The 24,244-nt window shown below is 73.8% G+C and carries 23 protein-coding genes and 1 riboswitch; of the genes, 15 read left to right on the top strand and 8 right to left on the bottom strand.

The annotated features are described in order from the left end of the window. Positions 1–41: 41 nt before the first annotated feature. From hpnE to ACFYUZ_RS19510, 8 genes are all read left to right on the top strand, one after another. The gene (gene hpnE / locus ACFYUZ_RS19545) at positions 42–1,568 is read left to right on the top strand and encodes a hydroxysqualene dehydroxylase HpnE (protein WP_389310817.1); all 1,527 of its coding nucleotides are present in this window, start codon (positions 42–44) and stop codon (positions 1,566–1,568) included. Next, the gene (locus tag ACFYUZ_RS19540; protein ID WP_389310815.1) at positions 1,565–2,665 is read left to right on the top strand and encodes a polyprenyl synthetase family protein; all 1,101 of its coding nucleotides are present in this window, start codon (positions 1,565–1,567) and stop codon (positions 2,663–2,665) included. Before hpnE ends, ACFYUZ_RS19540 begins: the two co-directional genes overlap by 4 nt. Before the next feature lie 107 nt (positions 2,666–2,772). Then, on the top strand, positions 2,773–4,758 hold the full coding sequence (gene shc / locus ACFYUZ_RS19535) for a squalene--hopene cyclase (RefSeq protein WP_389310813.1): 1,986 nt from the start codon (positions 2,773–2,775) through the stop codon (positions 4,756–4,758). Continuing rightward, a complete protein-coding gene (locus ACFYUZ_RS19530; RefSeq protein ID WP_389310811.1) occupies positions 4,758–5,429 on the top strand; it encodes a 1-hydroxy-2-methyl-2-butenyl 4-diphosphate reductase in 672 nt (223 codons plus the stop codon). The genes shc and ACFYUZ_RS19530 overlap by 1 nt, the downstream gene beginning before the upstream one ends. A 7-nt stretch (positions 5,430–5,436) precedes the next feature. After that, the gene (gene hpnH, locus ACFYUZ_RS19525) at positions 5,437–6,462 is read left to right on the top strand and encodes an adenosyl-hopene transferase HpnH (RefSeq protein ID WP_389310809.1); all 1,026 of its coding nucleotides are present in this window, start codon (positions 5,437–5,439) and stop codon (positions 6,460–6,462) included. Continuing rightward, a complete protein-coding gene (locus ACFYUZ_RS19520; protein ID WP_389310807.1) occupies positions 6,459–7,844 on the top strand; it encodes an aspartate aminotransferase family protein in 1,386 nt (461 codons plus the stop codon). The genes hpnH and ACFYUZ_RS19520 overlap by 4 nt, the downstream gene beginning before the upstream one ends. 74 nt (positions 7,845–7,918) lie before the next feature. Beyond that, positions 7,919–8,548 carry a helix-turn-helix domain-containing protein gene (locus ACFYUZ_RS19515; RefSeq protein WP_389310805.1) on the top strand — a complete coding sequence of 210 codons (630 nt, stop codon included), beginning with the start codon at positions 7,919–7,921 and terminating at the stop codon, positions 8,546–8,548. A gap of 46 nt (positions 8,549–8,594) precedes the next feature. Next, positions 8,595–8,750, top strand: coding sequence for a DUF6126 family protein (locus ACFYUZ_RS19510; protein ID WP_189803391.1), 156 nt, complete (start codon positions 8,595–8,597; stop codon positions 8,748–8,750). A gap of 6 nt (positions 8,751–8,756) precedes the next feature. Here ACFYUZ_RS19510 and ACFYUZ_RS19505 read toward each other — a convergent pair whose 3' ends face one another. Continuing rightward, positions 8,757–9,578: a tyrosine-protein phosphatase gene (locus ACFYUZ_RS19505; RefSeq protein WP_389310803.1), complete on the bottom strand. Its 822-nt coding sequence runs from the start codon at positions 9,576–9,578 to the stop codon at positions 8,757–8,759. A 340-nt stretch (positions 9,579–9,918) separates the two neighbouring features. After that, positions 9,919–10,106, top strand: a riboswitch (cyclic di-AMP (ydaO/yuaA leader). 4 nt (positions 10,107–10,110) lie between these two features. Between ACFYUZ_RS19505 and ACFYUZ_RS19500 the strand changes: the two genes are divergently transcribed. Continuing rightward, complete coding sequence (locus ACFYUZ_RS19500) at positions 10,111–11,067, top strand: peptidoglycan DD-metalloendopeptidase family protein (protein WP_389310801.1); 957 nt, start codon at positions 10,111–10,113, stop codon at positions 11,065–11,067. Between the two features lie 150 nt (positions 11,068–11,217). Then, positions 11,218–12,012, top strand: a complete 795-nt coding sequence (locus tag ACFYUZ_RS19495) for an SGNH/GDSL hydrolase family protein (protein WP_389310799.1) — start codon at positions 11,218–11,220, stop codon at positions 12,010–12,012. On the opposite strand, the gene ACFYUZ_RS19490 is transcribed toward ACFYUZ_RS19495, so the two are convergent. Genes ACFYUZ_RS19490 through ACFYUZ_RS19470 form a run of 5 tightly spaced genes read right to left on the bottom strand, consistent with a single transcriptional unit; the run spans position 11,999 to position 17,143 of the window. Then, the gene (locus ACFYUZ_RS19490) at positions 11,999–12,859 is read right to left on the bottom strand and encodes an STM4011 family radical SAM protein (protein ID WP_389310797.1); all 861 of its coding nucleotides are present in this window, start codon (positions 12,857–12,859) and stop codon (positions 11,999–12,001) included. The genes ACFYUZ_RS19495 and ACFYUZ_RS19490 overlap by 14 nt on opposite strands. A gap of 9 nt (positions 12,860–12,868) precedes the next feature. Continuing rightward, the gene (locus tag ACFYUZ_RS19485) at positions 12,869–14,200 is read right to left on the bottom strand and encodes an STM4012 family radical SAM protein (RefSeq protein WP_389310795.1); all 1,332 of its coding nucleotides are present in this window, start codon (positions 14,198–14,200) and stop codon (positions 12,869–12,871) included. Next, on the bottom strand, positions 14,197–15,018 hold the full coding sequence (locus tag ACFYUZ_RS19480; protein ID WP_389311013.1) for an STM4013/SEN3800 family hydrolase: 822 nt from the start codon (positions 15,016–15,018) through the stop codon (positions 14,197–14,199). The genes ACFYUZ_RS19485 and ACFYUZ_RS19480 overlap by 4 nt, the downstream gene beginning before the upstream one ends. Positions 15,019–15,029: 11 nt before the next feature. Beyond that, positions 15,030–16,187 carry an STM4014 family protein gene (locus ACFYUZ_RS19475; RefSeq protein ID WP_389310793.1) on the bottom strand — a complete coding sequence of 386 codons (1,158 nt, stop codon included), beginning with the start codon at positions 16,185–16,187 and terminating at the stop codon, positions 15,030–15,032. Beyond that, positions 16,184–17,143: an STM4015 family protein gene (locus ACFYUZ_RS19470; RefSeq protein ID WP_389310791.1), complete on the bottom strand. Its 960-nt coding sequence runs from the start codon at positions 17,141–17,143 to the stop codon at positions 16,184–16,186. The genes ACFYUZ_RS19475 and ACFYUZ_RS19470 overlap by 4 nt, the downstream gene beginning before the upstream one ends. A gap of 165 nt (positions 17,144–17,308) precedes the next feature. On the opposite strand from ACFYUZ_RS19470, the gene ACFYUZ_RS19465 reads away from it, so the two are divergent. The 3 genes from ACFYUZ_RS19465 to ACFYUZ_RS19455 all read left to right on the top strand — a co-directional run bounded on the left by ACFYUZ_RS19465 (position 17,309) and on the right by ACFYUZ_RS19455 (position 19,692). Next, on the top strand, positions 17,309–17,635 hold the full coding sequence (locus ACFYUZ_RS19465) for a hypothetical protein (protein WP_389310789.1): 327 nt from the start codon (positions 17,309–17,311) through the stop codon (positions 17,633–17,635). 41 nt (positions 17,636–17,676) lie between these two features. Then, positions 17,677–18,780, top strand: coding sequence for a DUF6745 domain-containing protein (locus ACFYUZ_RS19460; protein ID WP_389311011.1), 1,104 nt, complete (start codon positions 17,677–17,679; stop codon positions 18,778–18,780). Positions 18,781–18,921: 141 nt separating this feature from the next. Continuing rightward, the gene (locus tag ACFYUZ_RS19455) at positions 18,922–19,692 is read left to right on the top strand and encodes an SIMPL domain-containing protein (RefSeq protein ID WP_389310787.1); all 771 of its coding nucleotides are present in this window, start codon (positions 18,922–18,924) and stop codon (positions 19,690–19,692) included. 202 nt (positions 19,693–19,894) lie between these two features. Here ACFYUZ_RS19455 and ACFYUZ_RS19450 read toward each other — a convergent pair whose 3' ends face one another. Both ACFYUZ_RS19450 and ACFYUZ_RS19445 read right to left on the bottom strand, forming a co-directional pair. Beyond that, on the bottom strand, positions 19,895–20,677 hold the full coding sequence (locus tag ACFYUZ_RS19450) for a TetR/AcrR family transcriptional regulator (protein WP_389310785.1): 783 nt from the start codon (positions 20,675–20,677) through the stop codon (positions 19,895–19,897). Positions 20,678–20,740: 63 nt separating this feature from the next. Continuing rightward, complete coding sequence (locus ACFYUZ_RS19445; RefSeq protein WP_389310783.1) at positions 20,741–21,919, bottom strand: Glu/Leu/Phe/Val dehydrogenase dimerization domain-containing protein; 1,179 nt, start codon at positions 21,917–21,919, stop codon at positions 20,741–20,743. 124 nt (positions 21,920–22,043) lie between these two features. On the opposite strand from ACFYUZ_RS19445, the gene ACFYUZ_RS19440 reads away from it, so the two are divergent. After that, positions 22,044–23,246, top strand: coding sequence for an MBL fold metallo-hydrolase (locus ACFYUZ_RS19440; protein WP_389310781.1), 1,203 nt, complete (start codon positions 22,044–22,046; stop codon positions 23,244–23,246). Positions 23,247–23,448: 202 nt separating this feature from the next. Then, positions 23,449–23,988: a hypothetical protein gene (locus ACFYUZ_RS19435; RefSeq protein WP_389311009.1), complete on the top strand. Its 540-nt coding sequence runs from the start codon at positions 23,449–23,451 to the stop codon at positions 23,986–23,988. Positions 23,989–24,244: the final 256 nt, after the last annotated feature.

Genomic DNA, 24,244 nt, shown 5'->3' with positions numbered 1-24,244 from the left:
CCCCCGAAACCGACCGCGACGACGACCCGAACGGAGGCGGCGTGAACCACGAGGAAACCGAGCGGACCATCCCGCCGGGCGCGCCCGCCGACGGCGGGGCGGTCACCCGCGGCGGCCGGGGGACGGGCCCCGGCCCCGGCACCGGCGGAGGGGCACGGCCCCGCGCCGTCGTCGTCGGCGGTGGGCTCGCCGGCGTCACCACCGCGCTCCGGCTCGCCGAGGGCGGCGTCCACGTCACGCTGCTCGAAGGCCGGCCCCGGCTCGGCGGCCTCGCCTTCTCCTTCCGCCGGGGCGACCTGACCGTGGACAACGGCCAGCACGTCTACCTGCGCTGCTGCACCGCCTACCGCTGGTTCCTCGACCGGGTCGACGGCGCCCGGCTCGCGCCCCTCCAGGACCGCCTCGACGTCCCCGTCCTCGACGTCGGGCACCCCCGCGGCCCCCGGCTCGGCCGGATCCGCCGCGACGACCTCCCCGTACCGCTGCACCTCGCGCGCAGCCTCGCCACGTACCCGCACCTCTCCCTCGCCGAGCGCGCCTCCGTCGGCCGGGCCGCGCTCGCCCTGAAGAAGCTCGACCCCGCCGACCCGGCGCTCGACGGCATCGACTTCGCCACCTGGCTCGGCCGGCACGGACAGTCCCCGCGGGCCGTCGAGGCCCTCTGGGACCTCGTCGGCATCCCCACCCTCAACGCCCCCGCCCCGCAGGCCTCCATGGGGCTCGCCGCGATGGTCTTCAAGACCGGGCTCCTCTCCGAGCCCGGCGCCGCCGACATCGGCTGGGCCCACGTCCCGCTCGGCGAACTCCACGACACCCGGGCCGCGAAGGAGCTCGACGCCCTCGGCGTCCGCACCCTGCTCCGCACCAAGGCCGAGCGGATCTCCCGCACCGAAGACGGACGTTGGACCGTCGACGTGCCGGGGGAGCGGATCGAGGCCGACGCCGTCGTCCTCGCCGTCCCGCAGCAGGAGACCCACGGCCTGCTCCCCGAAGGCGCCCTCGACGACCCCGACCGGCTCCTCGACATCGACACCGCCCCCATCCTCAACCTGCACGTCGTCTACGACCGCAAGGTGCTGAAGCGGCCCTTCTTCACCACGCTCGGCTCCCCGGTGCAGTGGGTCTTCGACCGCACCGACTCCTCCGGGCTGCTGAGGGGCGGGCCCGAAGGGCCCTCGGACAAGGGTGGCGGTGGGCGACGGGTGGGCCAGTACCTCGCCGTCTCCCAGTCCGCCGCCCGGGACGAGATCGACGAACCCGTCGCCGCCCTGCGCGCGAAGTACCTCCCCGAGCTGGAGCGGCTCCTGCCCGCCGCCCGCGGCGCCGGGATCCGCGACTTCTTCGTCACCAGGGAGCGGACGGCCACGTTCGCCCCCACCCCGGGCGTCGGCCGGCTCCGGCCCGGCGCCCGCACCAGGGCCCCGGGGTTGTACCTGGCCGGGGCCTGGACCGCCACCGGCTGGCCCGCGACCATGGAGGGTGCCGTCCGCAGCGGATTCAGCGCCGCGGGCGCCGCGCTCTCCGCCCTCGGCCGCCGCCATGACCATCCGCTGCAGGAGGCGGTATGAGTGTGAGTACCGGAACAAGAGGAGAGACCGTGCCGACAGCGCCGCCGGAACATCCGGCCGTCGACACCGCGGACGTGTCCGCACTGCTGGAGCGGGGGCGGACCCTGTCCACCCCCGTACTGCGGGCGGCCGTCGACCGCCTCGCGTCGCCCATGGACACCGTGGCCGCCTACCACTTCGGCTGGATCGACGCGCAGGGCAACCCCGCCGACGGCGACGGCGGCAAGGCCGTCCGCCCGGCGCTCGCCCTGCTGTCGGCCGAGGCCGCGGGCGCCGCGCCCGAGGTCGGCGTCCCCGGCGCCGTCGCCGTGGAGCTCGTGCACAACTTCTCGCTGCTCCACGACGACCTGATGGACGGCGACGAGCAGCGCCGCCACCGCGACACGGTGTGGAAGGTGCACGGCCCCGCGCAGGCGATCCTCGTCGGCGACGCCCTCTTCGCGCTGGCCAACGAGATCCTGCTCGAACTCGGCACCGTCGAGGCCGGCCGCGCCACCCGCCGGCTGACCACGGCCAGCCGCAAGCTCATCGACGGCCAGGCCCAGGACATCTCCTACGAGCACCGCGAGCGGGTCACCGTCGAGGAGTGCCTGGAGATGGAGGGCAACAAGACGGGCGCCCTGCTCGCCTGCGCGGTCTCCATCGGCGCCGTCCTCGGCGGGGCCGACGACCGCACCGCCGACAAGCTGGAGGAGTACGGCTACCACCTCGGCCTCGCCTTCCAGGCCGTGGACGACCTGCTCGGCATCTGGGGCGACCCGGAGGCCACCGGCAAGCAGACCTGGAGCGACCTGCGCCAGCGCAAGAAGTCCCTCCCGGTCGTCGCCGCCCTCGCCGCGGGCGGACCGGCCTCCGAGCGGCTCGGCGAGCTGCTCGCCGCGGACGCCAAGTCCATCGACTTCGACACCTTCTCCGAGGAGGAGTTCGCCGCCCGCGCGGCCCTCATCGAGGAGGCCGGAGGACGCGAGTGGACCTCCCAGGAGGCCCGCCGTCAGCACGCCGTCGCGATCGAGGCCCTGAACGAGGTGGACATGCCCGCCCGCGTGCGGGCGCAGCTCACCGCACTGGCCGATTTCGTGGTCGTACGGAAGAGATGATCACCATCACCCTGATATGAGTTCGCGGTCGCCGGCCGGTGCCACCCGGCGCCGGCCGACGGCAGACCCGCAGGAGCAGAAGGAACCGACTGCACGAAGGGGAAGCCATGACAGCGACGACCGACGGAAGCGCCGGGGCCGTGGGCCCCCGGGCGGCCGCGGCCAGCAGGACGAACGACGCCGACGCCTCCGCGTCCGGCCTCGACGGCACCGCCGCGCGGGCCGTCGAACGGGCCGTCGAACACCTGCTCGCCCGGCAGGACCCGGCCGGCTGGTGGAAGGGCGACCTGGAGACCAACGTCACCATGGACGCCGAGGACCTGCTCCTCCGCCAGTTCCTGGGCATCCTCGACCCCGACACCACCCGCGCCGCCGCCCTCCACATCCGCCGCCGGCAGGGCGAGGACGGCGCCTGGGCCACCTTCTACGGCGGACCCGGCGAGCTCTCCGCCACCGTCGAGGCCTATGTGGCCCTGCGGCTCGCCGGAGACCCGCCCGAGGCCCCGCACATGGCCCGCGCCTCCGCCTGGGTCCGCGCCCGGGGCGGGATCGCCGCCGCCCGGGTCTTCACCCGGATCTGGCTGGCCCTCTTCGGCTGGTGGCGCTGGGAGGACCTGCCCGAGCTGCCGCCGGAGCTGCTCTTCCTGCCGAAGTGGTTCCCGCTCAACATCTACGACTTCGGCTGCTGGGCCCGGCAGACGATCGTGCCGCTCACCGTGGTCTCCGCGAAGCGCCCGGTCCGGCCCGCGCCCTTCCCCCTGGACGAGCTCCACACCGACCCCGCCCGGCCGAACCCGCCCCGGCCGCTCGCCCCGGCCACCGGCTGGGACGGGATCTTCCAGCGGCTCGACAGGGCGCTGCACGTCTACCACCGCTTCGCCCCGCGCGGGCTGCGGAGAACGGCCATGAACGTCGCCGCCCGGTGGATCGTCGAGCGCCAGGAGAACGACGGCTGCTGGGGCGGCATCCAGCCGCCCGCCGTCTACTCGGTCATCGCCCTCCACCTCCTCGGCTACGACCTGCGGCACCCGGTCATGCGGGCCGGCCTGGAATCCCTCGACCGGTTCGCCGTCTGGCACGAGGACGGCTCGCGGATGATCGAGGCCTGCCAGTCGCCCGTCTGGGACACCTGCCTCGCCACCATCGCCCTCGCCGACGCGGGACTCCGCCCCGACCACCCGGCGCTCGTGAAGGCCGCGGACTGGATGCTCGACGAGGAGATCACCCGGACCGGCGACTGGGCGGTGCGACGCCCCGGACTCCCGCCGGGCGGCTGGGCGTTCGAGTTCCACAACGACAACTACCCCGACATCGACGACACCGCCGAGGTCCTGCTCGCCCTGCGCCGGGTCGAGCACCCCGACCCCGCCCGGGTGGAGGCGGCCATCGCCCGCGGCGCCCGCTGGACGCTCGGCATGCAGTCGCGCAACGGCGCCTGGGGAGCCTTCGACGCCGACAACACCAGCGCCTTCCCCAACAGGCTGCCGTTCTGCGACTTCGGCGAGGTCGTCGACCCGCCCTCCGCCGACGTCACCGCCCACGTGGTGGAGATGCTCGCGTACGAGGGGATGACCGAGGACCCGCGCGCCCGCCGGGGCATCGAGTGGCTGCTCGCCGAACAGGAGCCCAACGGAGCCTGGTTCGGCCGCTGGGGCGTCAACCACGTGTACGGCACGGGCTCGGTGCTCCCGGCGCTCGCCGCCGCCGGACTGCCGGGCTCCCACCCGGCGATCCGCCGGGCCGTCGCCTGGCTCGCGACCGTGCAGAACGACGACGGCGGCTGGGGCGAGGACCTCCGCTCGTACAAGGAGGAGGAATGGGTCGGGCGCGGCCCCTCCACCGCCTCCCAGACGGCCTGGGCGCTGATCGCCCTCCTGGCAGCCGGCGAGCGCGACTCCGAGCCCGTCCGCCGGGGCGTCGCCTGGCTGGCCGAGACCCAGCGGGAGGACGGCTCCTGGGACGAGCCGTACTTCACCGGCACCGGCTTCCCCTGGGACTTCTCCATCAACTACCACCTCTACCGGCAGGTGTTCCCGCTCACGGCGCTCGGGCGCTACGTGCACGGGGACCCCTCGCCGCGCAAGGCGGGCTGATGGGCCGCGCGCCCGGCCCGGGCGCCGGACCTCCGCTGCTGATCGCCTGCGCGCTCGGCATCGAGCAGTTCGCCCTGCGCAGCGGGGAGCGGGGCGGCGCACCCGGCCCGGTGACCGTGCTGCGCACCGGCATGGGGCCGGACCGGGCGCGTCGGGCGGTGTCCGGGGTGCTCGGCGAGGAGTCCTGGCGGGACGCCGCGGTGATCGCCTCCGGCTTCTGCGCGGGTCTCGCCCCGGGCATGCACCCGGGGGACCTGATCGTCGCCGACGAGACCCGCGGCGCCGACGGCACGACCCTCTGCACCGGGACCGAGCTCCTGGTGAAGGCCCTGGTCAAGGCGGTGCCCGGGCGCGCCGTCCACACCGGGCCGCTGATCGGCTCCGACCATGTGGTGCGCGGCCCCGAGCGGGCCGCGCTGGCCGCCGGCGGCGCGATCGCCGTCGACATGGAGTCGGCCGCCACGCTCCGTACCGCCCGGGCCGCCGGAGGGCTCGGGGAGGGGCCGGACGGCCGCCCGGTTGCGGCCGTCCGGGTGGTGGTGGACGCTCCGGAACATGAACTGGTCCGGATCGGCACGGTACGCGGGGGAATATCAGCTTTCCGTGTTCTTCGTGCCGTCCTTCCCGCGTTCTTCGAATGGCACCGTTCTTTGCTGCTCCCCAGGAGGTGAACGAGTTATGGCCATGCCGCTCCGTCAGTCCATCCGGGTCGGGACCTACCTCTTCGAACAGAAGCTCCGCAAGCGGGACAAGTTCCCGCTGATCGTCGAGCTGGAGCCGCTCTACGCCTGCAACCTCAAGTGCGAGGGCTGCGGAAAGATCCAGCACCCGGCGGGTGTCCTCAAGCAGCGCATGCCGGTCGCCCAGGCGGTCGGCGCGGTCCTGGAGTCCGGCGCGCCCATGGTGTCCATCGCGGGCGGCGAGCCCCTGATGCACCCTCAGATCGACGAGATCGTCCGCCAGTTGGTGGACCGGCGCAAGTACGTCTTCCTCTGCACCAACGCGCTGCTGCTGCGCAAGAAGCTGGAGAAGTTCACCCCCTCGCCGTACTTCGCCTTCGCCGTCCACATCGACGGGCTCCGTGAGCGCCACGACGAGTCCGTCGCCAAGGAGGGGGTGTTCGACGAGGCGGTGGCGGCCATCAAGGAGGCCAAGCGGCGCGGCTTCCGGGTCACCACCAATTCGACCTTCTTCAACACCGACACCCCGCAGACCATCATCGAGGTGCTCAACTTCCTCAACGACGACCTCCAGGTCGACGAAATGATGATCTCTCCCGCCTACGCCTACGAGAAGGCCCCCGACCAGGAGCACTTCCTCGGCGTCGAGCAGACCCGCGAACTCTTCAAGAAGGCCTTCGCCGGCGGCAACCGGCGCCGCTGGCGGCTCAACCACTCGCCGCTCTTCCTGGACTTCCTGGAAGGAAAGGCGGACTTCCCCTGCACCGCCTGGGCCATTCCCAACTACTCGCTCTTCGGCTGGCAGCGCCCCTGCTATCTGATGAGCGACGGATACGTCCCCACGTACCGCGAACTCGTCGAGGACACCGACTGGGACAAGTACGGCCGCGGCAAGGACCCGCGCTGCGCCAACTGCATGGCGCACTGCGGCTACGAGCCCACCGCCGTCCTCGCCACCATGGGCTCCCTCAAGGAGTCCCTGCGCGCGATCCGTGAGACGGTCTCCGGGAACAGCACGTCATGACCGGCGGGTTCGACCTGCGGGCGCTGCTCTCCGAGCGCGGCGCGGAGCGGTACGAGCTGCACGCCAGGTACCTCAACCCCCAGCTGCCGCGCATGCTCCACACCATCGGCTTCGACAAGGTCTACGAGCGGGCCGAGGGCGCCCACTTCTGGGACGCCGACGGCGTCGACCACCTCGACATGCTCGCCGGCTTCGGCGTGATGGGCCTCGGACGGCACCACCCCGTCGTCCGCAAGGCCCTCCACGACGTCCTGGACGCCCAGCTCGCCGACCTCACCCGCTTCGACTGCCAGCCGCTGCCGGGCCTCCTCGCCGAGAAGCTGCTCACCCACAGCCCGCACCTCGACCGGGTCTTCTTCGGCAACAGCGGCACCGAGGCCGTGGAGACCGCCCTCAAGTTCGCCCGGTACGCCACCGGGCGGCCGAGGGTCCTCTACTGCCACCACGCCTTCCACGGGCTCACCACCGGCTCCCTCTCCGTCAACGGCGAGCAGGGCTTCCGGGAGGGCTTCGACCCGCTCCTGCCGGACACCGCGATCGCCCTCGGCGACCTCGACGCCCTGGAGCGGGAGCTGCGCGGGGGCGACGTGGCCGCCTTCGTCGTGGAGCCCATCCAGGGCAAGGGCGTCCACGCGGCGCCGCCGGGCTTCCTCCGGGACGCCCAGGAGCTGCTGCGCCGGCACGGCGCGCTGCTCATCGCGGACGAGGTGCAGACGGGTCTCGGCCGGACCGGCGACTTCTACGCCTACCAGCACGAGGAGGGGGTCGAACCGGACCTGGTCTGCGTCGCCAAGGCGCTCTCCGGCGGCTACGTCCCGGTCGGCGCCACCCTCGGCAAGGACTGGATCTTCAAGAAGGTCTACTCGTCGATGGACCGGGTCCTGGTCCACTCGGCGAGCTTCGGGGCGAACGCGCAGGCCATGGCCGCCGGGCTCGCCGTCCTCTCGGTCATGGAGGAGGAGGGCACCGTCGCGCACGCCCGCCGGATCGGCGACCTGCTCTCGGGCCGTCTGAGGGAGCTCGTGCCGCGGTACGAGCTGCTGCACGAGATCCGCGGGCGCGGCCTGATGATCGGGATCGAGTTCGGGCGGCCGTCCTCGCTCGGGCTGCGCGGGCGCTGGACGATGCTCCAGGCGGCCCGCAAGGGCCTCTTCGCCCAGATGGTCGTCGTCCCGCTGCTCCAGCGGCACCGGATCCTCACCCAGGTCTCCGGGGACCACCTGGAGGTGATCAAGCTGATCCCGCCGCTGGTGGTCGACGAGGCGGACGTGGACCGCTTCGTGACCGCCTTCACCGCGGTCATGGACGACGCCCACGGGGGCGGCGGGCTGATGTGGGACTTCGGGAAGACGCTGGTCAAGCAGGCGGTCGCGCAGCGCTGACCGGTTCTCGACGCCGCTTTTGCCTCTGAGGCAATAAATTTGCCTCAGAGGCACGATCCTGGCGGAATGGACGCATGGACCACGTCCCCGGGGAGACCTCCCCGGCCCCCGCCACCCCCGACGTCCTGCCCGACGTCGCCCCGCAGCTGCGGGCCCTGCGCCGCCGCCGGGGGCTCACCCTGGAGGCCGCCGCCCAGCGGGCCGGCCTCTCGCCCGCCCACCTCTCGCGCCTGGAGACGGGGAACCGGCAGCCCTCGCTGCCGATGCTGCTGGCCCTGTCCCGTATCTACGGTACGACGGTCTCCGAGCTCCTGGGCGAGGCGCCCCCCGAGCGCGACCCCGTCGTCCGGGCCGGCCGCTCCGAACCCGTCGAGGCCGACGGCTGGATCTACCGCCAGGCGGGCGGCGCCGGGCGAGCCCTGCAGTGCCTGCGGGTCCACGTGCCGTACGCCACCCGGGCCGACATCGTGCGCGTCCACCCCGGCGAGGAGTGGATCCACGTCCTGGAGGGGCGGGTCCGGCTCGCGCTCGGCGAGGCCGTCCACGTGCTCGACCCCGGGGACAGCGCGCACTTCGACTCGCTGACCCCGCACCGGATCGGCGCCGCCACGTCCGGCGGGGCCGAGCTGCTCTTCGTCCACACCCTGATGCAGAGCCCCGCCGCCGAGCTGTGCCTCGGCGACGGGACCCCGCACCGGCGCTGATCCCACGCCACCCTTCCGAGTCCTGAATATCCAGGAAAGGAAAGACATGTCCGAGAAGTCCGTACCGGTCACCGGCGAGGAGCGCGGTGAAGGCAAGTTCCCCAAGGGGCTCGTGCTCCGCCTCTTCGCCTATCTGATCGCGGGTCACCTCTTCGCCGGCTTCCTCTATCTGCTCTTCATGCTGGGCGGGCAGAACCAGTAGGCGGCCTCAGGCCTCCGTGAGCAGCCGCTCCCGCAGGCGCTCACGGGTCTCCGGGGCCAGCTTCAGGCCCTCCGCGAGGTAGGCGTCCACCGAGCCCCAGGTCGCCTCGATCGTCTCGAAGGCGGCCCGCAGGTACTCCACCCGCGCGTCGAAGAGCGGGCTCAGCAGCTCCATCACCTCGGGCGACATCGCGTCCGAGGAGGTGGAGCTGCGGCGCACCTTGTAGCGGCGGTGCGGGGCGTTCGACTTCACGTAGTCGGCCTCGATGGCCTCCCGCTCGACCCCGACCGCGAGCAGGGTGATCGCGACGGCGAGCCCGGCCCGGTCCTTGCCGGCCGCGCAGTGCATGAGCGCCGGGACGCTCTCCTCCGCCATGGAGTGCAGGATCCGGCTGTGCTCCACGGTCCGCTCGACCACCATCTTCCGGTACGAGTCGGACATGCGGGCGGCCGCCTTGCCGTCGCCGAGGACCTCCCGCAGCTGCGCGATCCCGCCGTCGCGCACCAGCTTCCAGAACTCCTTGCCGTCGGCCGGGTCGTTGAGGGGTATGTTCACATTCCGGACGCCGGGCAGGTCGACGTCCGCTCCCTCGACCTTCCGGTCCGACTCGTTGCGGAAGTCGAAGACGGTGTGCAGGCCCAGCGAGGCGAGGAAGGCGGCGTCGTCCTCCGTCGCGTGGGCGAGGTGACCGCTGCGGAAGAGCCGGCCGGGGCGGACGGCACGTCCGTCCGTCGTCGGCAGGCCGCCCACGTCCCGGAAGTTGCGGACCTCCGTCAGCTCGGGCTCGGCGGCTTCGGCGGGCGGGACCTGCGGCAGCTGCTGCGTCACGGCTGCTCCTGTTCTGTTGATCGGTTCCTGGGGCAATCATCCCGGCTGGGAACCCCGGCACGCACCCCCTCGGACGGGAATGGGCGATCTGTCCGTATTGAGGGGTTCGATGTAACCCGCCCCGGTTGCAGGGGAGATGGGGATCGGTGCGTGAGCAGCGTCATAACCGTGACGGACCGTGCCTGATCGTCTTTTCCAAATACCCCCCGGGAAAAGGGGATCGAAGGGCCGTCATCCACGGAGGGTGACCGGAATTCCGGCGGGATGTCAAGGAATCCCGGAGTGCTCGAAAACCGTGGCTTGTTCACGCCGACCCCACTCGTCTAGCGTCGCGCTCAATCCGGACGGACCGCCGAATCCTGCCACCGACCGGAATCCGCACTCACCCGTACGAGGCAGGAGCGGGGGACCCAGGTAAGTCGCCGATCCCTCGAAGAAGGACGGCTCGGGGTGAAGTCGCGTGGACACGCGGCCGGACATCTCCAGTCCGAACCCGACAGCTCACCTCGCAGGCGCCGGAGAGGAATTCGCCATGCCCGCGAAGGGTAAGCACCGCCGCACCAAGTCCAACCGTCTGACCCGCGGCATCGCCGCCGCCGGCACCGGGGGCGCCGTCGTCGCCCTCCCGCTCCTCGGAGCCACCGGCGCCCACGCCGCCGAGCAGGCCGCCCCGGCCGCCGCCCCCGCCCAGGCCGTCGCCCACGTGGCGGCCGCCGCGCCCGCCACCGCGAAGACCGCGCCGAAGACGTACTCCGTCGTCCGGGGCGACTACCTCTCGAAGATCGCCACCGAGCACCACCTCGCGGGCGGCTGGCAGAAGCTGTACAAGGACAACCGCCGGGTCATCGGCGAGAACCCCTCGCTGATCCTGCCCGGCATGAAGCTCACCCTCGGCGCGAAGAACACCGCCGCAGCCGCCGCGCCGAAGGCCGACCACCAGGGCGCGCGGAGCTCCGGCAAGAACGGCGACGCGGCCCCCCGCGCCTCCCGCGGCGGCGAGCGCTCCTCGGCCCCGGCCGCCGCGACCACCGCCCCGGCGCCGGCCTCCGCGGCGCCCTCGCCGGCCGGTGCGCCCTCCTCCTCCGGCTGGGTCGCCCCGATCGCCGGTGCCGGCATGTCGACGCCCTACCACCAGTCCGGCTCCATGTGGTCCTCCGGCTACCACACCGGTGTCGACTTCATCGCCTCCACCGGCACCCCGATCCACGCGGTCGGCCCCGGCACCGTCTACTCCGCCGGCGACGGCGGCGCGTACGGCAACCAGGTCGTCATCCAGCACGCCGACGGCACCTTCTCGCAGTACGCCCACCTCTCCTCGATCTCCGTCTCCGCCGGCCAGACCGTCAACGGCGGCGACCAGATCGGCCTGTCCGGCGCGACCGGCAACGTCACCGGCCCGCACCTGCACTTCGAGATGCGCACCGGGCCGGAGTACGGCTCCGACATCGACCCGCTGGCCGCCCTGCGCCAGCACGGCGTGAGCATCTGACACCGCTTCGGCACCGGGGCCCGGCACGTACGTGCCGGGCCTCCGGCGTATTCCGGTTTGGCGGAATCTTTATCGGTGGCATATGTCACCCGCCGTCAACCCCTCCTTACGGTCGCGTAGGTCACATCCCAAAGGGAAAGATGTGCTCCCGTGGCAGACGATTCGAGATCAAAAGAAAAGAACGCATTCGGGTCGTACGCGGCGATCGGTGACAGCTTCACCGAGGGCGTCGGCGACCCCGGCCCCGACGGGACGTACGTCGGCTGGGCGGACCGCTTCGCGGTCCTGCTCGCCGACCAGCTGCCGGAGCACGACGCCTTCCGCTACGCCAACCTGGCCGTACGCGGGCGCCTCCTCGACCAGATCGTGGCGGAACAGGTCCCGCGGGCGAAGGAACTCGCCCCCGACCTGGTGACCTTCTGCGCGGGCGGCAACGACATCATCCGCCCCGGGACGGACCCGGACGACGTGGCCGAGCGCTTCGAGCGCGCCGTCGCCGACCTGACCTCCGCCGTCGGCACCGTCATGGTGACCACCGGCTTCGACACCCGCGACGTGATCCTCCTCAAGCACCTGCGCGGCAAGATCGCCACCTACAACGGTCACGTCCGGGCCGTCGCGGACCGCTACGGCTGCCCGGTCCTCGACCTGTGGTCGCTGAGGTCCGTCCAGGACCGGCGCGCCTGGGACGACGACCGGCTGCACCTCTCGCCCGAGGGACACACCCGCGTCGCCCTGCGCGCCGCCCAGGTCCTCGGCCTGCCCGTGCCCGCCGACCCGGACCAGCCCTGGCCGCCGGAGCCGCCCCGCGGCACGCTCGAAGTGCGCCGCGACGACATCCACTGGGCCCGGGAGTACCTGGTGCCCTGGATCGGGCGCCGGCTGCGCGGCGAGAGCTCCGGCGACCACGTCGAGGCGAAGCGCCCCGACCTCATGCCCCTGTAGTGCGCGGTGCGGCGGGGATCCGCTCCAGGACCCCGCCGGCGAACACGTCGTACAGCGGCAGCGTCTCCAGGTGGACGTAGCCGATGTGGCAGTCGCAGACGGCGAGGGGGCAGGCGCGGGGACGCAGCGCGGCACGGTACGAACCGTCGTACAGGTTCCCCAGCTCGGCCCTGACGAAGTGACAGCGCCGCACCGTCCCCTCGCCGTCCACCGAGACCACCGACTCCCCGGTGCGACAGGGCAGCCCCGCCGAGCGGTGCGGATGCCGGCTGTACGGGAAGAGCGGGTCGAGCTCCGTCCAGCCCTCGGCCTCCGCGTCGGTGTACGTGTGCCCCTCGGCCGCGTTCACCCAGAGGTAGACGTGCGGCGGCAGCGCGTCCCGCAGCCGCCGGGCGTGCTCCCGGTGCTCGGGCAGCCCGACCACCCCGACGCTGTACCGCACCCCCCGCTCCGCCAGCTCGTGGCACTTCGCGAGGAACCGCTCGTACGGAGTCTGCCCCGGGTGGTACGTGCACCACAGGGCCACGCTCTCCGGGTCCGCCTCCGCCAGCCACTCCGTCCGGCAGCTCAGATTGGTCTGGATCGCCACCCGCTCCACGTGCGGCAGCCGGGACAGCTCGACCAGCGCCCGCCGGTACCAGGAGCGGACGAGCCCCTCGCCCCACGGAGTGAAGAGGATCCGCAGCCGGTCCCCGGTCTGCGCGGCGGCCCAGCCGGTGAACCGTTCGAGCGCCGCCCGGTCCGCGCGCAACTGCTCCCGGCTGTCCCGGCGCTTGGCGAAGGGACAGTACGGGCAGTCGAAGTCGCAGGAGGAGAGCGGGCCCCGATAGAGCAGGGTGAGGTCCACGGCCGCCGCCTACTTCGCCTCGTACGCGGCCATCGCGGCCCGTACGGCGGGGGAGAAGAGCTCGGGACCGAGCCCGTCGGAGTGCGCGAGCCCCTCGGGTGACAGCCGCAGCAGCCCCGCCGGGGCGTCCGCGATCCAGCCGTACTCCTCGAACCGGGCGAGCTCCGGGCCGAAATCCTCGAACGGCGAGGAACCGAATCGCTCCTCGTACCCGGCGACCGGCATGCCCTCGGCCTGGAGCAGCGACTGGAGCAGATGCCGGCGGCGGGCCTCGTCCCCGTCCACCGCCCGGCCCACCTCCGCCCGGGAGAAGTCCTCCGTCTCCGTGTACGCGTCGATGATCGAGCGGATCTCCCGCATGTCGACGGCGTAGTCGAAGGAGTAGTGCAGGGCCGAGGTGTACGAGCGGGCACCGCAGCCCAGGCCGATCATGCCGTCCGTCTGGCAGGCGTAGTCGTCCGGGCCGGCGGGGCCCGCGTCCGCGCGGCGGAACATCCGCATCGACACCTGCTCGTAGCCGTGCGCCAGGAGATGGTCCCGGCCGTACCGGTACAGGCGCAGCCGCGCCTCGTCCCACTCCCGGTCGGCGGCCGCCGGGTCCTGGATCCGGCCGAGACCGGTGAGCGGGCGCACGTACAGCGGGTAGAGGTACAGCTCCTCGGGCCGCCAGGCCAGGGCCGCGTCGAGCGAGACCCGCCAGGACCGCTCCGTCTGCCCGTCGATCCCGTAGATCAGGTCGATGTTGAGCACGGGCACGCCCGTGTCCCGGATCCGGCCGAGCGCCGCCTCGACGTCCGCGCGGCGCTGCGGCCGGACCGCCGCCCGCGCCTCGGCCTCCACGAAGCTCTGCACGCCGATGCTGAGCCGCGTCGCGCCCCGGTCCGCGAGCAGCGCGAGCCGGTCGGCGGTGGCGGTCGCCGGCGAGGTCTCCACGGAGAGCGGCACCGCCCGCAGGTCCACGCCCGTCCGCTTCTCGGCGATGTCGCAGAGCCGCTCCAGCTCGGCGGCGGTGAGGAAGGTGGGCGTGCCGCCGCCGAACGCGGCCGTGGCGAACCGCACCGGCGACGCGTCCCCCAGGGCCTCGCGGACGGCGGCGGCCTGGCGGTCGAGGGCGTCGAGGTAACGGGTGGTCAGCTCGTCCGGTGCGCCGATCCGGGTGAAGAGGTTGCAGAAGCCGCAGCGGACCTCGCAGAACGGTATGTGGGCGTACAGGGAGAGCGCGTCCTTCGGCTCCCCGGCCCAGAGCGCGGCCAGCTCCGGGCGCTCGGGGAGCGCGCGGTACGCCGTCTTGTGCGGGTAGGCGTAGACGTAGCTCCGGTACGGACGGGGGATGCCGCTCATGCCGCCACCCCGCCTTCGGGGCCGGCCAGGACGAACTGCGCGTACGGCACGGTCCACACGACCTCGTGGCCGAGCCGGTGCCCGGTGAAGCCGTCCTCCCCGTACGCGGTGCCGTGGTCGGAGCAGACGATCGCGAAACAGGGACGGCGGCTGCTCATCGCGGCGAAGAGCCGCCCGATGTGCCGGTCGACGTACTCCAGGGCGGCCGCGTGCGTCTCCCGCGAGTCGCCCGCCTCCCGGGTCGCCCCCGGCAGATGGAACCAGTTGGGCTGGTGCAGCGCCGACACGTTGACGAAGAGGAAGAGGCGCTCCTCGCGGGGGAGGCCGGCGACGACCTCCTCGGCGCACGCGACCTGGGACTCGAAGGAGGTCGGGGAGGCGACGCCGAAGGAGGGCTCCCAGTGGCTCTCCCGGAACAGGCCGGGCAGCACGGAGCCCAGGGGCGGCTGCTTGTTGAAGAAGCCCACCCCGCCGACGCACACCGTCCGGTAGCCCTCGCCCGCCAGCGCGGAGACGAAGTCCGGGGTGTCGTGGACCCAGGTGCCGTCCGCCGTCGACTCGCTGCCCGCGAAGCGGGCCGCGAACAGCCGCGGATGGGGGCCCTGGGCCGCGGGGGTCGGCAGGAACCCGGCGAAGATCGCCTGGTGGGAGGCGTACGTGAAGCTCCCGGGCGCGTGCCGTCGCTCCCAGACGCCGCCGGGCAGGTGACGGGCCAGGTTCGGGATGCGGCCCTCGGCCGCGAGCTCGGCGGCCACGTCGTACCGGAGGGTGTCGAGGGTGACCAGGAGCAGATCGTGGCTGCCGACGATCGCGTTCATGTCGGGCTGGTTCACGTGGTGCTCGTTCCTGTGGTGCGGGAGGAGTCGTGGGGACGGTCGGGTGCCCGGCGGCCGACGAACTGCGCCGCGACCTGGGCACCGTACGTGTCGAGCCCCTCGGCGCCGCTGCCGGGCAGGCCCGTGAGACCGGGGAGCAGATCACCGAAGGCGTTCACCTCGCCCACGGCGAAGCGGCGCCAGCCGGTCGCGGGCAGCAGGTCGACCCCCACGCACCGGGTGCCGGGGAAGACGGCGGCGGCCCGCTCGCAGACCGCGAGGGCGTCCGCCCACCGGCCACCGGCCGCGGCGATCGCCGCCCGCGCGGCGTCCAGATCGCCCCGGGCACCGCCCAGGTGCAGATTGGTCATGGGGGAACGGCTGGTGCGGAGCACGGCATGGGTGGCCCGCCCGTCGACCACCACCACCCGCAGATCGGCCGCCCGGCCGTCCTGGGTCGCCTTCGGCAGCCAGCGCTCGACGTGCAGACCGTCGGGGGCGAGGGCGTCCACGATCGAGGCGACCTCGCGCTCGCCCGTGTAGCGCCGCACCCGCAGGGAGTTGAAGAGCCGTCCGTCGGCGCCGAGCTCCACCGAGGTGGTGGCCTGGACCCGGCCCGCGCCGTTCGTCTCCACCGCGAGCACCCCCGAGGCGGAGGAGCCGTGCGCGAGCTTCACGAACACCCGGCGCAGACCCGCCCCGGCGGTCAGCGCCCTGACGTCCGCCCAGCCGCGCACCACCGGGGCGTCGGCACCCGAGGTCGGCGACTCGGGCACCGGGACCCCGGCCGCCCGGAGCCGGCCGTGGCCCAGCCTCTTGTCGAACAGGACCGCGAGCTCGGCGGGATCGTCGACGAGGACGGCGCCCGCCTCCGCGACGGAGCGGGCGAGGTCCGCCACGGCGGCGGTGAACCGTCCGTACCAGCGGCCGGTGCCCTCGACCCGGGCCGGATCGTCGACCCCGCGCAGCAGCCGGTCGGCCTCCGGATCCTCGCCCGGCGAGTCGAGGCGCACGGTCTCCCCGTCGGCGAACCGCGCCCGGCCCCGGAGCACCTCCGGCCAGGACACCGTCCGCGCCTCGGGCAGCCCGGCGGCCCGCAGCGCGTCCTGGAAGAACGCGACGCGGCGGCCCGCCGGATCGCCGACGACCACGAGGCGCGGGCCGGAGGTCATTCGGCGACCGCGACGTAGCGCCAGACGTCCCCGTCGCCGTCGTCCTCGCCCACCTGCGCGTCACCGAGGTCGACGGTCACGCCGTACGGGACGAGCGCGGCGCGGACCCGCTCGCACATCGCCTCCGACAGGTAGTGGTGGGAGAGGTCGAGGTGGGCGAGATGGGTCAGCGGCTGCCCGTCGAGAAGGGCCGCCGCACCCGCGTCGGTGAGCACGCCCATGGACAGGTCGAGCCGCTCGAGGCGCGCGACGACGGGCGCGCCCGCGACGGCGGCCGCCACGGCGTCCTGGATCACGCTGTCGCACAGGCCCAGGCGGCGCAGGGCGGGGAAGGCCGTGCCGGCGAGGAGCGGCGCCAGGTCCTCGGGGGTGCTGTCACCGCCGTACTCGTCGGTGCCGAGCCAGAGTTCCAGGTTCTCCAGGGCGGGCAGGTCGCTGCCCACGATCCCCCGCACCACCTCGGCGCCCAGGCCGCCGGTCTCCACGACCAGGGTCTCCAGACCGGTGTGCCGGACCGACGGGAAGGCCAGCTCCGAACCGCCGCGCACGCCGAACTCCCGGAGGGCCGGGTAGGCGGCGAGGAGCGGCGTCACGTCGGACTGGACGATCCAGGAGATCTCGCAGTCCTCGCTGGTCATGTCGCCGAGGAACACCGCCTCCAGGGCCGTCAGCCGGTCGTTGGCGCCGATCAGCGCGGTGACGATGTCCGCGGAGGAGTTCTCGTAGGCCTCGTCCCAGCCGCCGACGACCAGCGCGCGGACCCGGCCCGTCTCGACCGTCTTCAGGAACCGCTCGAACTGCGGCCCCCACAGCTCGTCACCGGGGTCCGAGTACGTCGGGGCGGAGATCCGCCAGGCGACCGAGTCCGCCGCCGGCAGCTCGACCTGCGCGTCCACGCCCGGGAAGTCGAACACGGGCAGGCCGTGGAATTCCTGCAGGTGGGTGCCAACGGTCATGACGGTGCTCCAGACAACGGTCGAGTGGGTCGGCTGATGGAGAGAGTTCTACCAAGCGGCACCGACAACGCCCCTCGCCGGGTCGCCTCCCGGCCGATTGTCAGTGCCGGGTTCTAGCGTCGTTCCCGTGTTCGGCCGCATGCGCCGGACGGGGAGGGGAGAGCCATGTACCGGCAGGGAGACGTGCTGATCGCGCCCGTCGCGGAGGCGGCCGTTCCGGAGCGGGTGAAGGAGGCGGCGGGGGAGCCGAGGGACGGCCGGGGCCGCCTGGTCCTCGCCCTCGGCGAGGTCACCGGACACGCCCACGCGATCCCCGGCCCCGGCCGGCTCGTGCGGGAGGCGGGCCCTCTCGGCCCGCTCCTGCTCGAACTGCCGGAGGGCGGACGGGTGGTGCACGAGGAGCACGCGCCGATACCCCTCCCCAAGGGCTGGTACCGGGTGGTGCGGCAGCGGGAGTACGTGCCCGGCGCGTACCGGATCGTCGCTGACTGACGTCCGCGGGAGAAGCAGGGAAGGACATGGGGGACACCGAGATGAACCGCACCACCGGCACCACCACCGGCACCACCACCGGCACCACCGCCGTCGACAGGTGGCGGGCCGTCGCCGCCGCCACCGGACCCGCCGACCGCGCCGCCGCCGAGGCCGGCGTTCGGTTCGCCTATCGTTCGGCCGGCCTCGCCCAGCCGGAACGGATCCTCTGGGCGGACTCGCCGCTCGCGGCCGTCACGCTCCTCGGGGGCCTGACGGACAAGGGCCGTTCGGTACGGGACGAGGTGCGCACCCGGCCGTGGGCCGAGGAGCGCCGCCGCCTCCACGACGCGCTCGGCCCGGCCGGGTGGGCGGCCCACTGGCAGGCGACCGGGGCGCCGCTCTGGGACCTCACGCGGGCCCTCGTCGACCGGATACGCGCGGCGGCGACGGAGGCCTTCGAGGAGGCGGAGGCCGGCGAGGCCGCGGAGGACGTCGAGCGGGCGGAGGCCTTCGAGGAGGCGGAGGAGAAGGCCGGGGCGGGCGACGTGCGTCTCGTGCTGCTCGACGCGGTGCTCGGCCAGCACGACGCCGCCTGGCTCGCCGCCTTCGACGGACACGGGGAGCGCCTCGCGGGACTCGCCGCCGTCGCCGAGCACGCCGGCTGGTGGTGGCCGTACGAGAACGCCGTCGTGCTCTGCGAGCGGCCCGTCGAACTCCACCGGGACGAGGCCGGACGCCTCGACCGGGGCGACGGTCCCGCGCTCGCCTTCCGGGACGGGTTCGCCCTCCACGCCTGGCGGGGCATGCGGGTCTCCGCCGAGTTCCTCGCCGGTCTCACCGACCTCACCCCCGAGCGGATACGCGAGGAGGAGAACGCCGAACTGCGGCGCGTGATGCTGGAGTACTACGGCTACGACCGCTACCTCGCCGCCTCCGGCGCCCGGCACGAGCACAGCGACGGGACGGGCGTCCTCTGGCGGATCGAACTCGCCGACGACGAGGACGTCGTGATGGTCGAGGTCGTCAACTCCACGCCCGAGCCGGACGGCACCCACCGCACGTACTGGCTGCGGGTGCCTCCCAGGACCCGGACCGCGCGGGAGGGCGTCGCCTGGACCTTCGGCCTGCGCCCCGAGGAGTACGAGCCGCTCGTCCAGACCTGAGCGCACGCCCGGGGCCAGGCCACGGTTGGTGCGGAGAGGTGAAGGGAGCCGCCGGTCAGGAGTGGCGCGCGGGAGGCGGCGGCGCCGGGTGCTGGGATGTGCCCGCCGGAGCCCCGGCATCCACCCCCGAAGGGACCGCCCGTGACGATCCGCCGGCCCAGCGCCGTCCGCACCGCCCGTCTGCTCGCCGCCACCGCCGTGCTCGGTGGCCTCCTCGCCGGCACCGCGGCCCCCGCCCTGGCCGCCGTGCCCGACCGCCCCTCCCTCCGCACCACCGCCCGGGAGACCACCCCGGCCACGGTCACCGTCACGGGCAACGGCCGCGCGTCCGCCGCGCCCGACCTGGCGATCCTGTCCGTCGGGGTCGAGGCCACCCGCCCGACGGCGAAGGAGGCGATGGCGGCACAGACCACCGCCGCCGAGACGGTGCTCGACGTGCTGCACAGACAGGGGATCGCCGACCGGGACATCCGCACCGACAGCCTCTCGCTCGTCCCGGTCTACACCCAGAACAAGGACGGGGACAGCAAGGTGACCGGCTATCAGGCGGGCCAGTCCTTCTCCGTGAAGGTCCGCGACCTCGACAGGACCGGCCAGGTCATCGGCGCGGTCAACGAGGCCAAGAAGGACGCGGGCCGGATCAACGGCGTCGTCTTCGACGTCGCCGACCCGTCCGCGCTGCGCGCGAAGGCCCGCGAGGCCGCGTACCAGGACGCGTACGACAAGGCCGTGCAGCACGCCCGGCTCAGCGGTCACCGACTCGGCCGGCTCGTCTCGCTGAGCGAGGGCGAGTCCGTGCGGCCCGGCCCCGGCGCGGCCCCCGAGGTCTCGGCGGACGAACCGACCGTTCCCCTGGCACCGGGCGAGATCGAGGAGCAGGTCACGGTCTCGGCGGTCTACGAGCTGATCTGAGGGGGAGGGCGGCCGGGGCGGGGCTCCGGGGCACCGAGCGCCGGATCCGCGGGGAGCCGGCCACGGCCCTGCCTCCTGCCCGGGCCCGGCCCCGTGACGTCCGGCCGCCAGGGCCTCCGCCCGGCCGCGCCCCGCGCCGGGCCCCGACCGCGTCCTACGTCCGCGACTTGCACCCCGGCCTGCGCCCCGCCTCCGGCCCCGCCTACGCCTGGCCCCCAGGCGCGACCTGTACCCCGGCCCCTGCCTCGGTCCCGGCCTGCCTCCCGGCCCCTGCCTCGGCTCCGGCCTCGGTCCCGGCCTGCCTCCCGGCTCCGGCCTCGGCCCCGGCTCCGGCCTGCTCCCCGGCTCCGGCCTCGGTCCCGGCATCCCCGTCCGGGGCCGCCATGTCCTGGGCCGGGAGGTCCAGTTCACGGACCAGGGCCGTGTCCGCCCAGCGGAGCATCGTGGTGCGCGAGAGGGAGCCGGCGTAGGCCGTCGTCTGGACGGCGAGGCCGTCGAGGAAGGCGGTGAGCCGCCAGGCCGCCGCCACCGGGTCCGCGCAGCGGAACTCTCCGGCGGCGACCCCCTCCTCGATCACCCGGGTCAGCGCCGCCTTCCACTCCTGGTCGAGGGAGGCGGCGACCCGGCGCAGCTCCGGGTCGCGGAGCGAGACGGCCCAGCTCTCGATCCACAGCCGCCAGCCCTTGGCCTGGCCGGTCGGGGCGTACCAGCGCACCGCGGCCCGCAGCCGTCGCACCGCCGTGGAGCGCCGTCCGAGCAGCCGCCGGAGCTGGGCGAGGTCGGCCTCGGCGGCGTGGGCGAAGGCCGCGGCGACCAGCTGTTCCTTCGACGAGAAGTGGTAGAGCACGAGCGCGTTGCTGACGCCGAGCGCGGCGGCGACGTCGGAGATCCGGACGGCCGCGACGCCGCGCGCCTCGATCTGCTCGACGGCGGCCCTCAGCAGTTCGTCCCGTCGCTCGGCCACGCTCAACCGCACTCTCGCCACGCCGTGCAGCCTACACAGCGCGTGACAAGAGCATGATCGTCCACGGTTCGGGGCGCGGCCGGTTCAGTACCAGCCGTAGCGCTCGGCGATCACCGGCAGCCGCTCCTCCACCAGCGCGTGCGCGGCGGCGCGCGGACTGGTGCCGTCCGCCTCCGCCCGGTCGAGCATCCCGCCGACGAGCGTCCGCATGGCCCGCCGCACCCGGTCGAAGGCCTGACCGGCGTCGGCCTCGATGTCGCCGAAGAGCGTCCACCACCACCAGGCGTTGGTGCAGGAGTTCACGACCACGTCCGGCAGCACGGTCACCCCGCGCGCGGCGAGCGCCTCCTCGGCTTCCGGGAGGACCGGCATGTTGGCAGCCTCGGCGATCCAGCGGGCGGTGATCCGGTCCTGGTCGGCGGGGCCGATCGCGTACGAGACGGCGGCGGGGACGAGGACCTCGGCGTCGACGGAGAGCCAGGCGTCCCCGGGCTCCTCGCGGTCGCCGGGCCGCAGCGCGGAGCGGTCGACGGCGCCGTGGGCGTCCCGGGCGGCGAGCAGCGCCTCGACGTCGAGGCCGTCGGGGTTCACGATCGTGCCCCGGACGTCGGCGACGGCCACGATGCGCAGTCCGGCCCGGGCCAGGAAGCGGGCGGTCGCGCCGCCCATCGTGCCGAGCCCCTGCACGGACACGCGGGTCCCCGCGTACGGCCGTCCGGCCCGGTCGAGGGCGACGAGCACGGACTCGGCGACCCCGAGGCCGCCGACCAGTCCGTCGAGCCCGATGCCGTCCACCTCGACGGCGAACGCGTCGGCGAGCCGCTTCCGGGCCTCCGCCTCGTCCTCCAGGAGCGGGTACACGGCCTGCACGGAGGAGACGAGCCCGGCCTCGGCCACCGCCCGGTCCACCAGGTCCTGGGTGAGCCCGAGGTCCTCCCCGGTGGTCCAGAAGCGCTCGACGTACGGTCGCATCGCGCGCAGGTAGCGCACGAGCACGCCGTACGCCTCGGGGTCGCGCGGGTCGCAGTCGATGCCGCCCTTGGCGCCGCCCAGCGGCACGTACCGGGCGGACGGGTCGTAGTGCAGGGTCTCCTTCATGGTCATGCCGCGGGCGAGCCCGGCGACCTCCTCCGCCGTGCACCCCTCCCGCATCCGCAGGCCGCCGCTGGCCACCCCGCGCACCAGCCGGTCGACCACCAGGTGGCCCCGGCGGCCGGTCACGTGGTCGGTCCAGCCGACGGACAGCAGGGGAGCGGTGTTCATGGGGGTCTCCAGGTCGGGGAAGGGCGGGATGGTACTGAATAGTCGTTCAGTATGACCGACCGGCCCGGCCGCCTCCGGAGCGGGCCGCCCATAATGGAACGACCCCCAGAGATCAGGAGGTCCTGTGACCGGTACCGGCTCCGACCGTTCGCCACGGGCCCGGCTGCGCGAGCTGCGCCCCGAGTCCTTCGGCGCGGAACCCACGGGTGCGCGTCTCGCCCGGATCCGCCGCTCGCCGAACTTCGCCGACGGGATCTTCCAGAACCCCGAACCGGCGCGGCGCGGCCCCTCCGGCTCCGGCGTCGAGTTCGCCAAGATCTACTTCGAGAAGGAAGGGCGTGCGCGCCGAGCCCCCACCGGCGCGATCCCCGTCCACCCCACCACCCTCGCCGACCTGGCCAGGCCTCCGGCCACCGGCCTGCGCCTGACCTGGATGGGGCACTCCGGCGTCCTCGCGGAGATCGACGGCCACCGGGTCCTCTTCGACCCGGTCTGGGGCGACCGCTGCTCCCCGTTCCCCTTCGCCGGGCCCAAGCGGCTCCACCCGGTGCCCGTGCCGCTCGCCGAGCTCGGCCCGGTCGACGTCGTCGTGATCTCGCACGACCACTACGACCACCTCGACCTGCCGACGATCAAGGCCCTGGCCACCACGGACACGCTCTTCGCGGTGCCGCTCGGCGTCGGCGCGCACCTCGAACGCTGGGGCGTGCCCGCCTCCCGCCTGCGCGAGCTGGACTGGAACGAGTCCACCGAGGTCGGCGAGCTCCGGCTCACGGCCACCCCGGCCCGGCACTTCTGCGGCCGCGGCCTGCGCAACAAGCAGCACACGCTCTGGGCCTCCTGGGTGGTGCGGGGTCCGGCCCACCGGATCTTCCACAGCGGGGACACCGGCTACTTCTCCGGTTTCAAGGACATCGGCGCCGCCCACGGCCCCTTCGACGCCACCATGATCCAGATCGGCGCCTACTCCGAGTTCTGGACCGACATCCACATGACCCCCGCCGAGGGCATGCGGGCCCACCTGGACCTCCAGGGCGGCGCTCCGGGCGGGGTGCTCCTGCCGATCCACTGGGGCACGTTCAACCTCGCCCCGCACCCCTGGGCGGAGCCGGGGGAGTGGACGCGGGACGCGGCCGAGGAGGCCGGCCAGGCGGTGGCGTTCCCCCGCCCCGGCGAGCCGTTCGAGCCCGCGGGCAAGCTGCCGGGGGAATCGTGGTGGCGGGCGCTCTCCCACCCGATCACGTACCCGTGGCGCATCCCCCGGGGGGTCGAGGTCGCGACCGGGGAGACGCGCAGCGACGATCTCGACCTCGCGGGCGACAGGTGACGAGGGGTTCGCGTCCTTCCGGCGTCATGGCCCCGGGACGGTGGAAGGGCTGAGGAGCGAGAGGCCGCACGCGCGGGCCCGGCCCGCACGGCATGTCCGCCGTGCGGGCCTAGTTCTTCCCCCATGCGACTACACAGCGTGCCCGTTCTGGGGTGTGGCATCACTTTCGGTTACGTGTGCGTGTGCGGATGCACGTCCATGAATCGAAAGGAAAATCGACGATGAGTGCTCGTCAGAGCCGGCGGAACGGCGCACGCACGGCAGGAGCGAGAGCGGCGACAGCGACGCCACCGGCGACGCGAGCGGCAACGGCGGCGACGACACCCTGAACGGCGGCGCCGACGGAGGCCTCCAGATCGGCGACCACAACATCCGCGTCGCGAGCGGCGGTTACGCCACCGGTTCCGGCCGCGACCGCATCATCGGCGGCTCCGGCTCGGAGATCCTCGTCGGCGAGAGCTCGGTCGTCGACGCCGACCTCAGCTCCGCGAGCGGCGACCGGATCGAGGGCGGCGGCGGAGACGACAGGATCTTCGGGGACGACACCGACTTCGACATCACCGGCTCGGTCGGCACGGCCGGCGGTCGCGACGACCTCGCCGCCGGCGCCGGTGCCGACACCCTCCGCGCGGGCCCCGGCGACGACCTCGACGGTGGCGACGGCGGCCCCGACCTCTGCGACGGCGAGTCCGGCACGGACACCGCCACGTCGGGCTGCGAGGCCACCCCGAACGTCCCGTAGCCCCTGGCCGTCCGGCCCCCGGCCCCCGGCCCCGTGACCCGGTCGCCCCCGGGGTGTTCGCCTGCTCCGCCCGGGGCCGTGCCCGCTCCGCCGGAACGCCGCGCTCCCCCCACCCCGGCGATCCGTTCGAGCCCGCGGGAAGGCCGCCGGGGCACCCGGTGAACGTGCGAGGCGCTCGGGCGGGTGCTGCAATGGGGACAGGACTGCGTCCGTCGCGCCGGTCGAGACGCGGCACGGACGGGGCGGGTTCGGTCAG

It is taken from the genome of Streptomyces sp. NPDC004266, assembly GCF_042874095.1.
In the GTDB taxonomy this organism is placed as follows: Bacteria; Actinomycetota; Actinomycetes; order Streptomycetales; family Streptomycetaceae; genus Streptomyces.
This window is presented reverse-complemented; position numbering and strand designations above follow the sequence as displayed.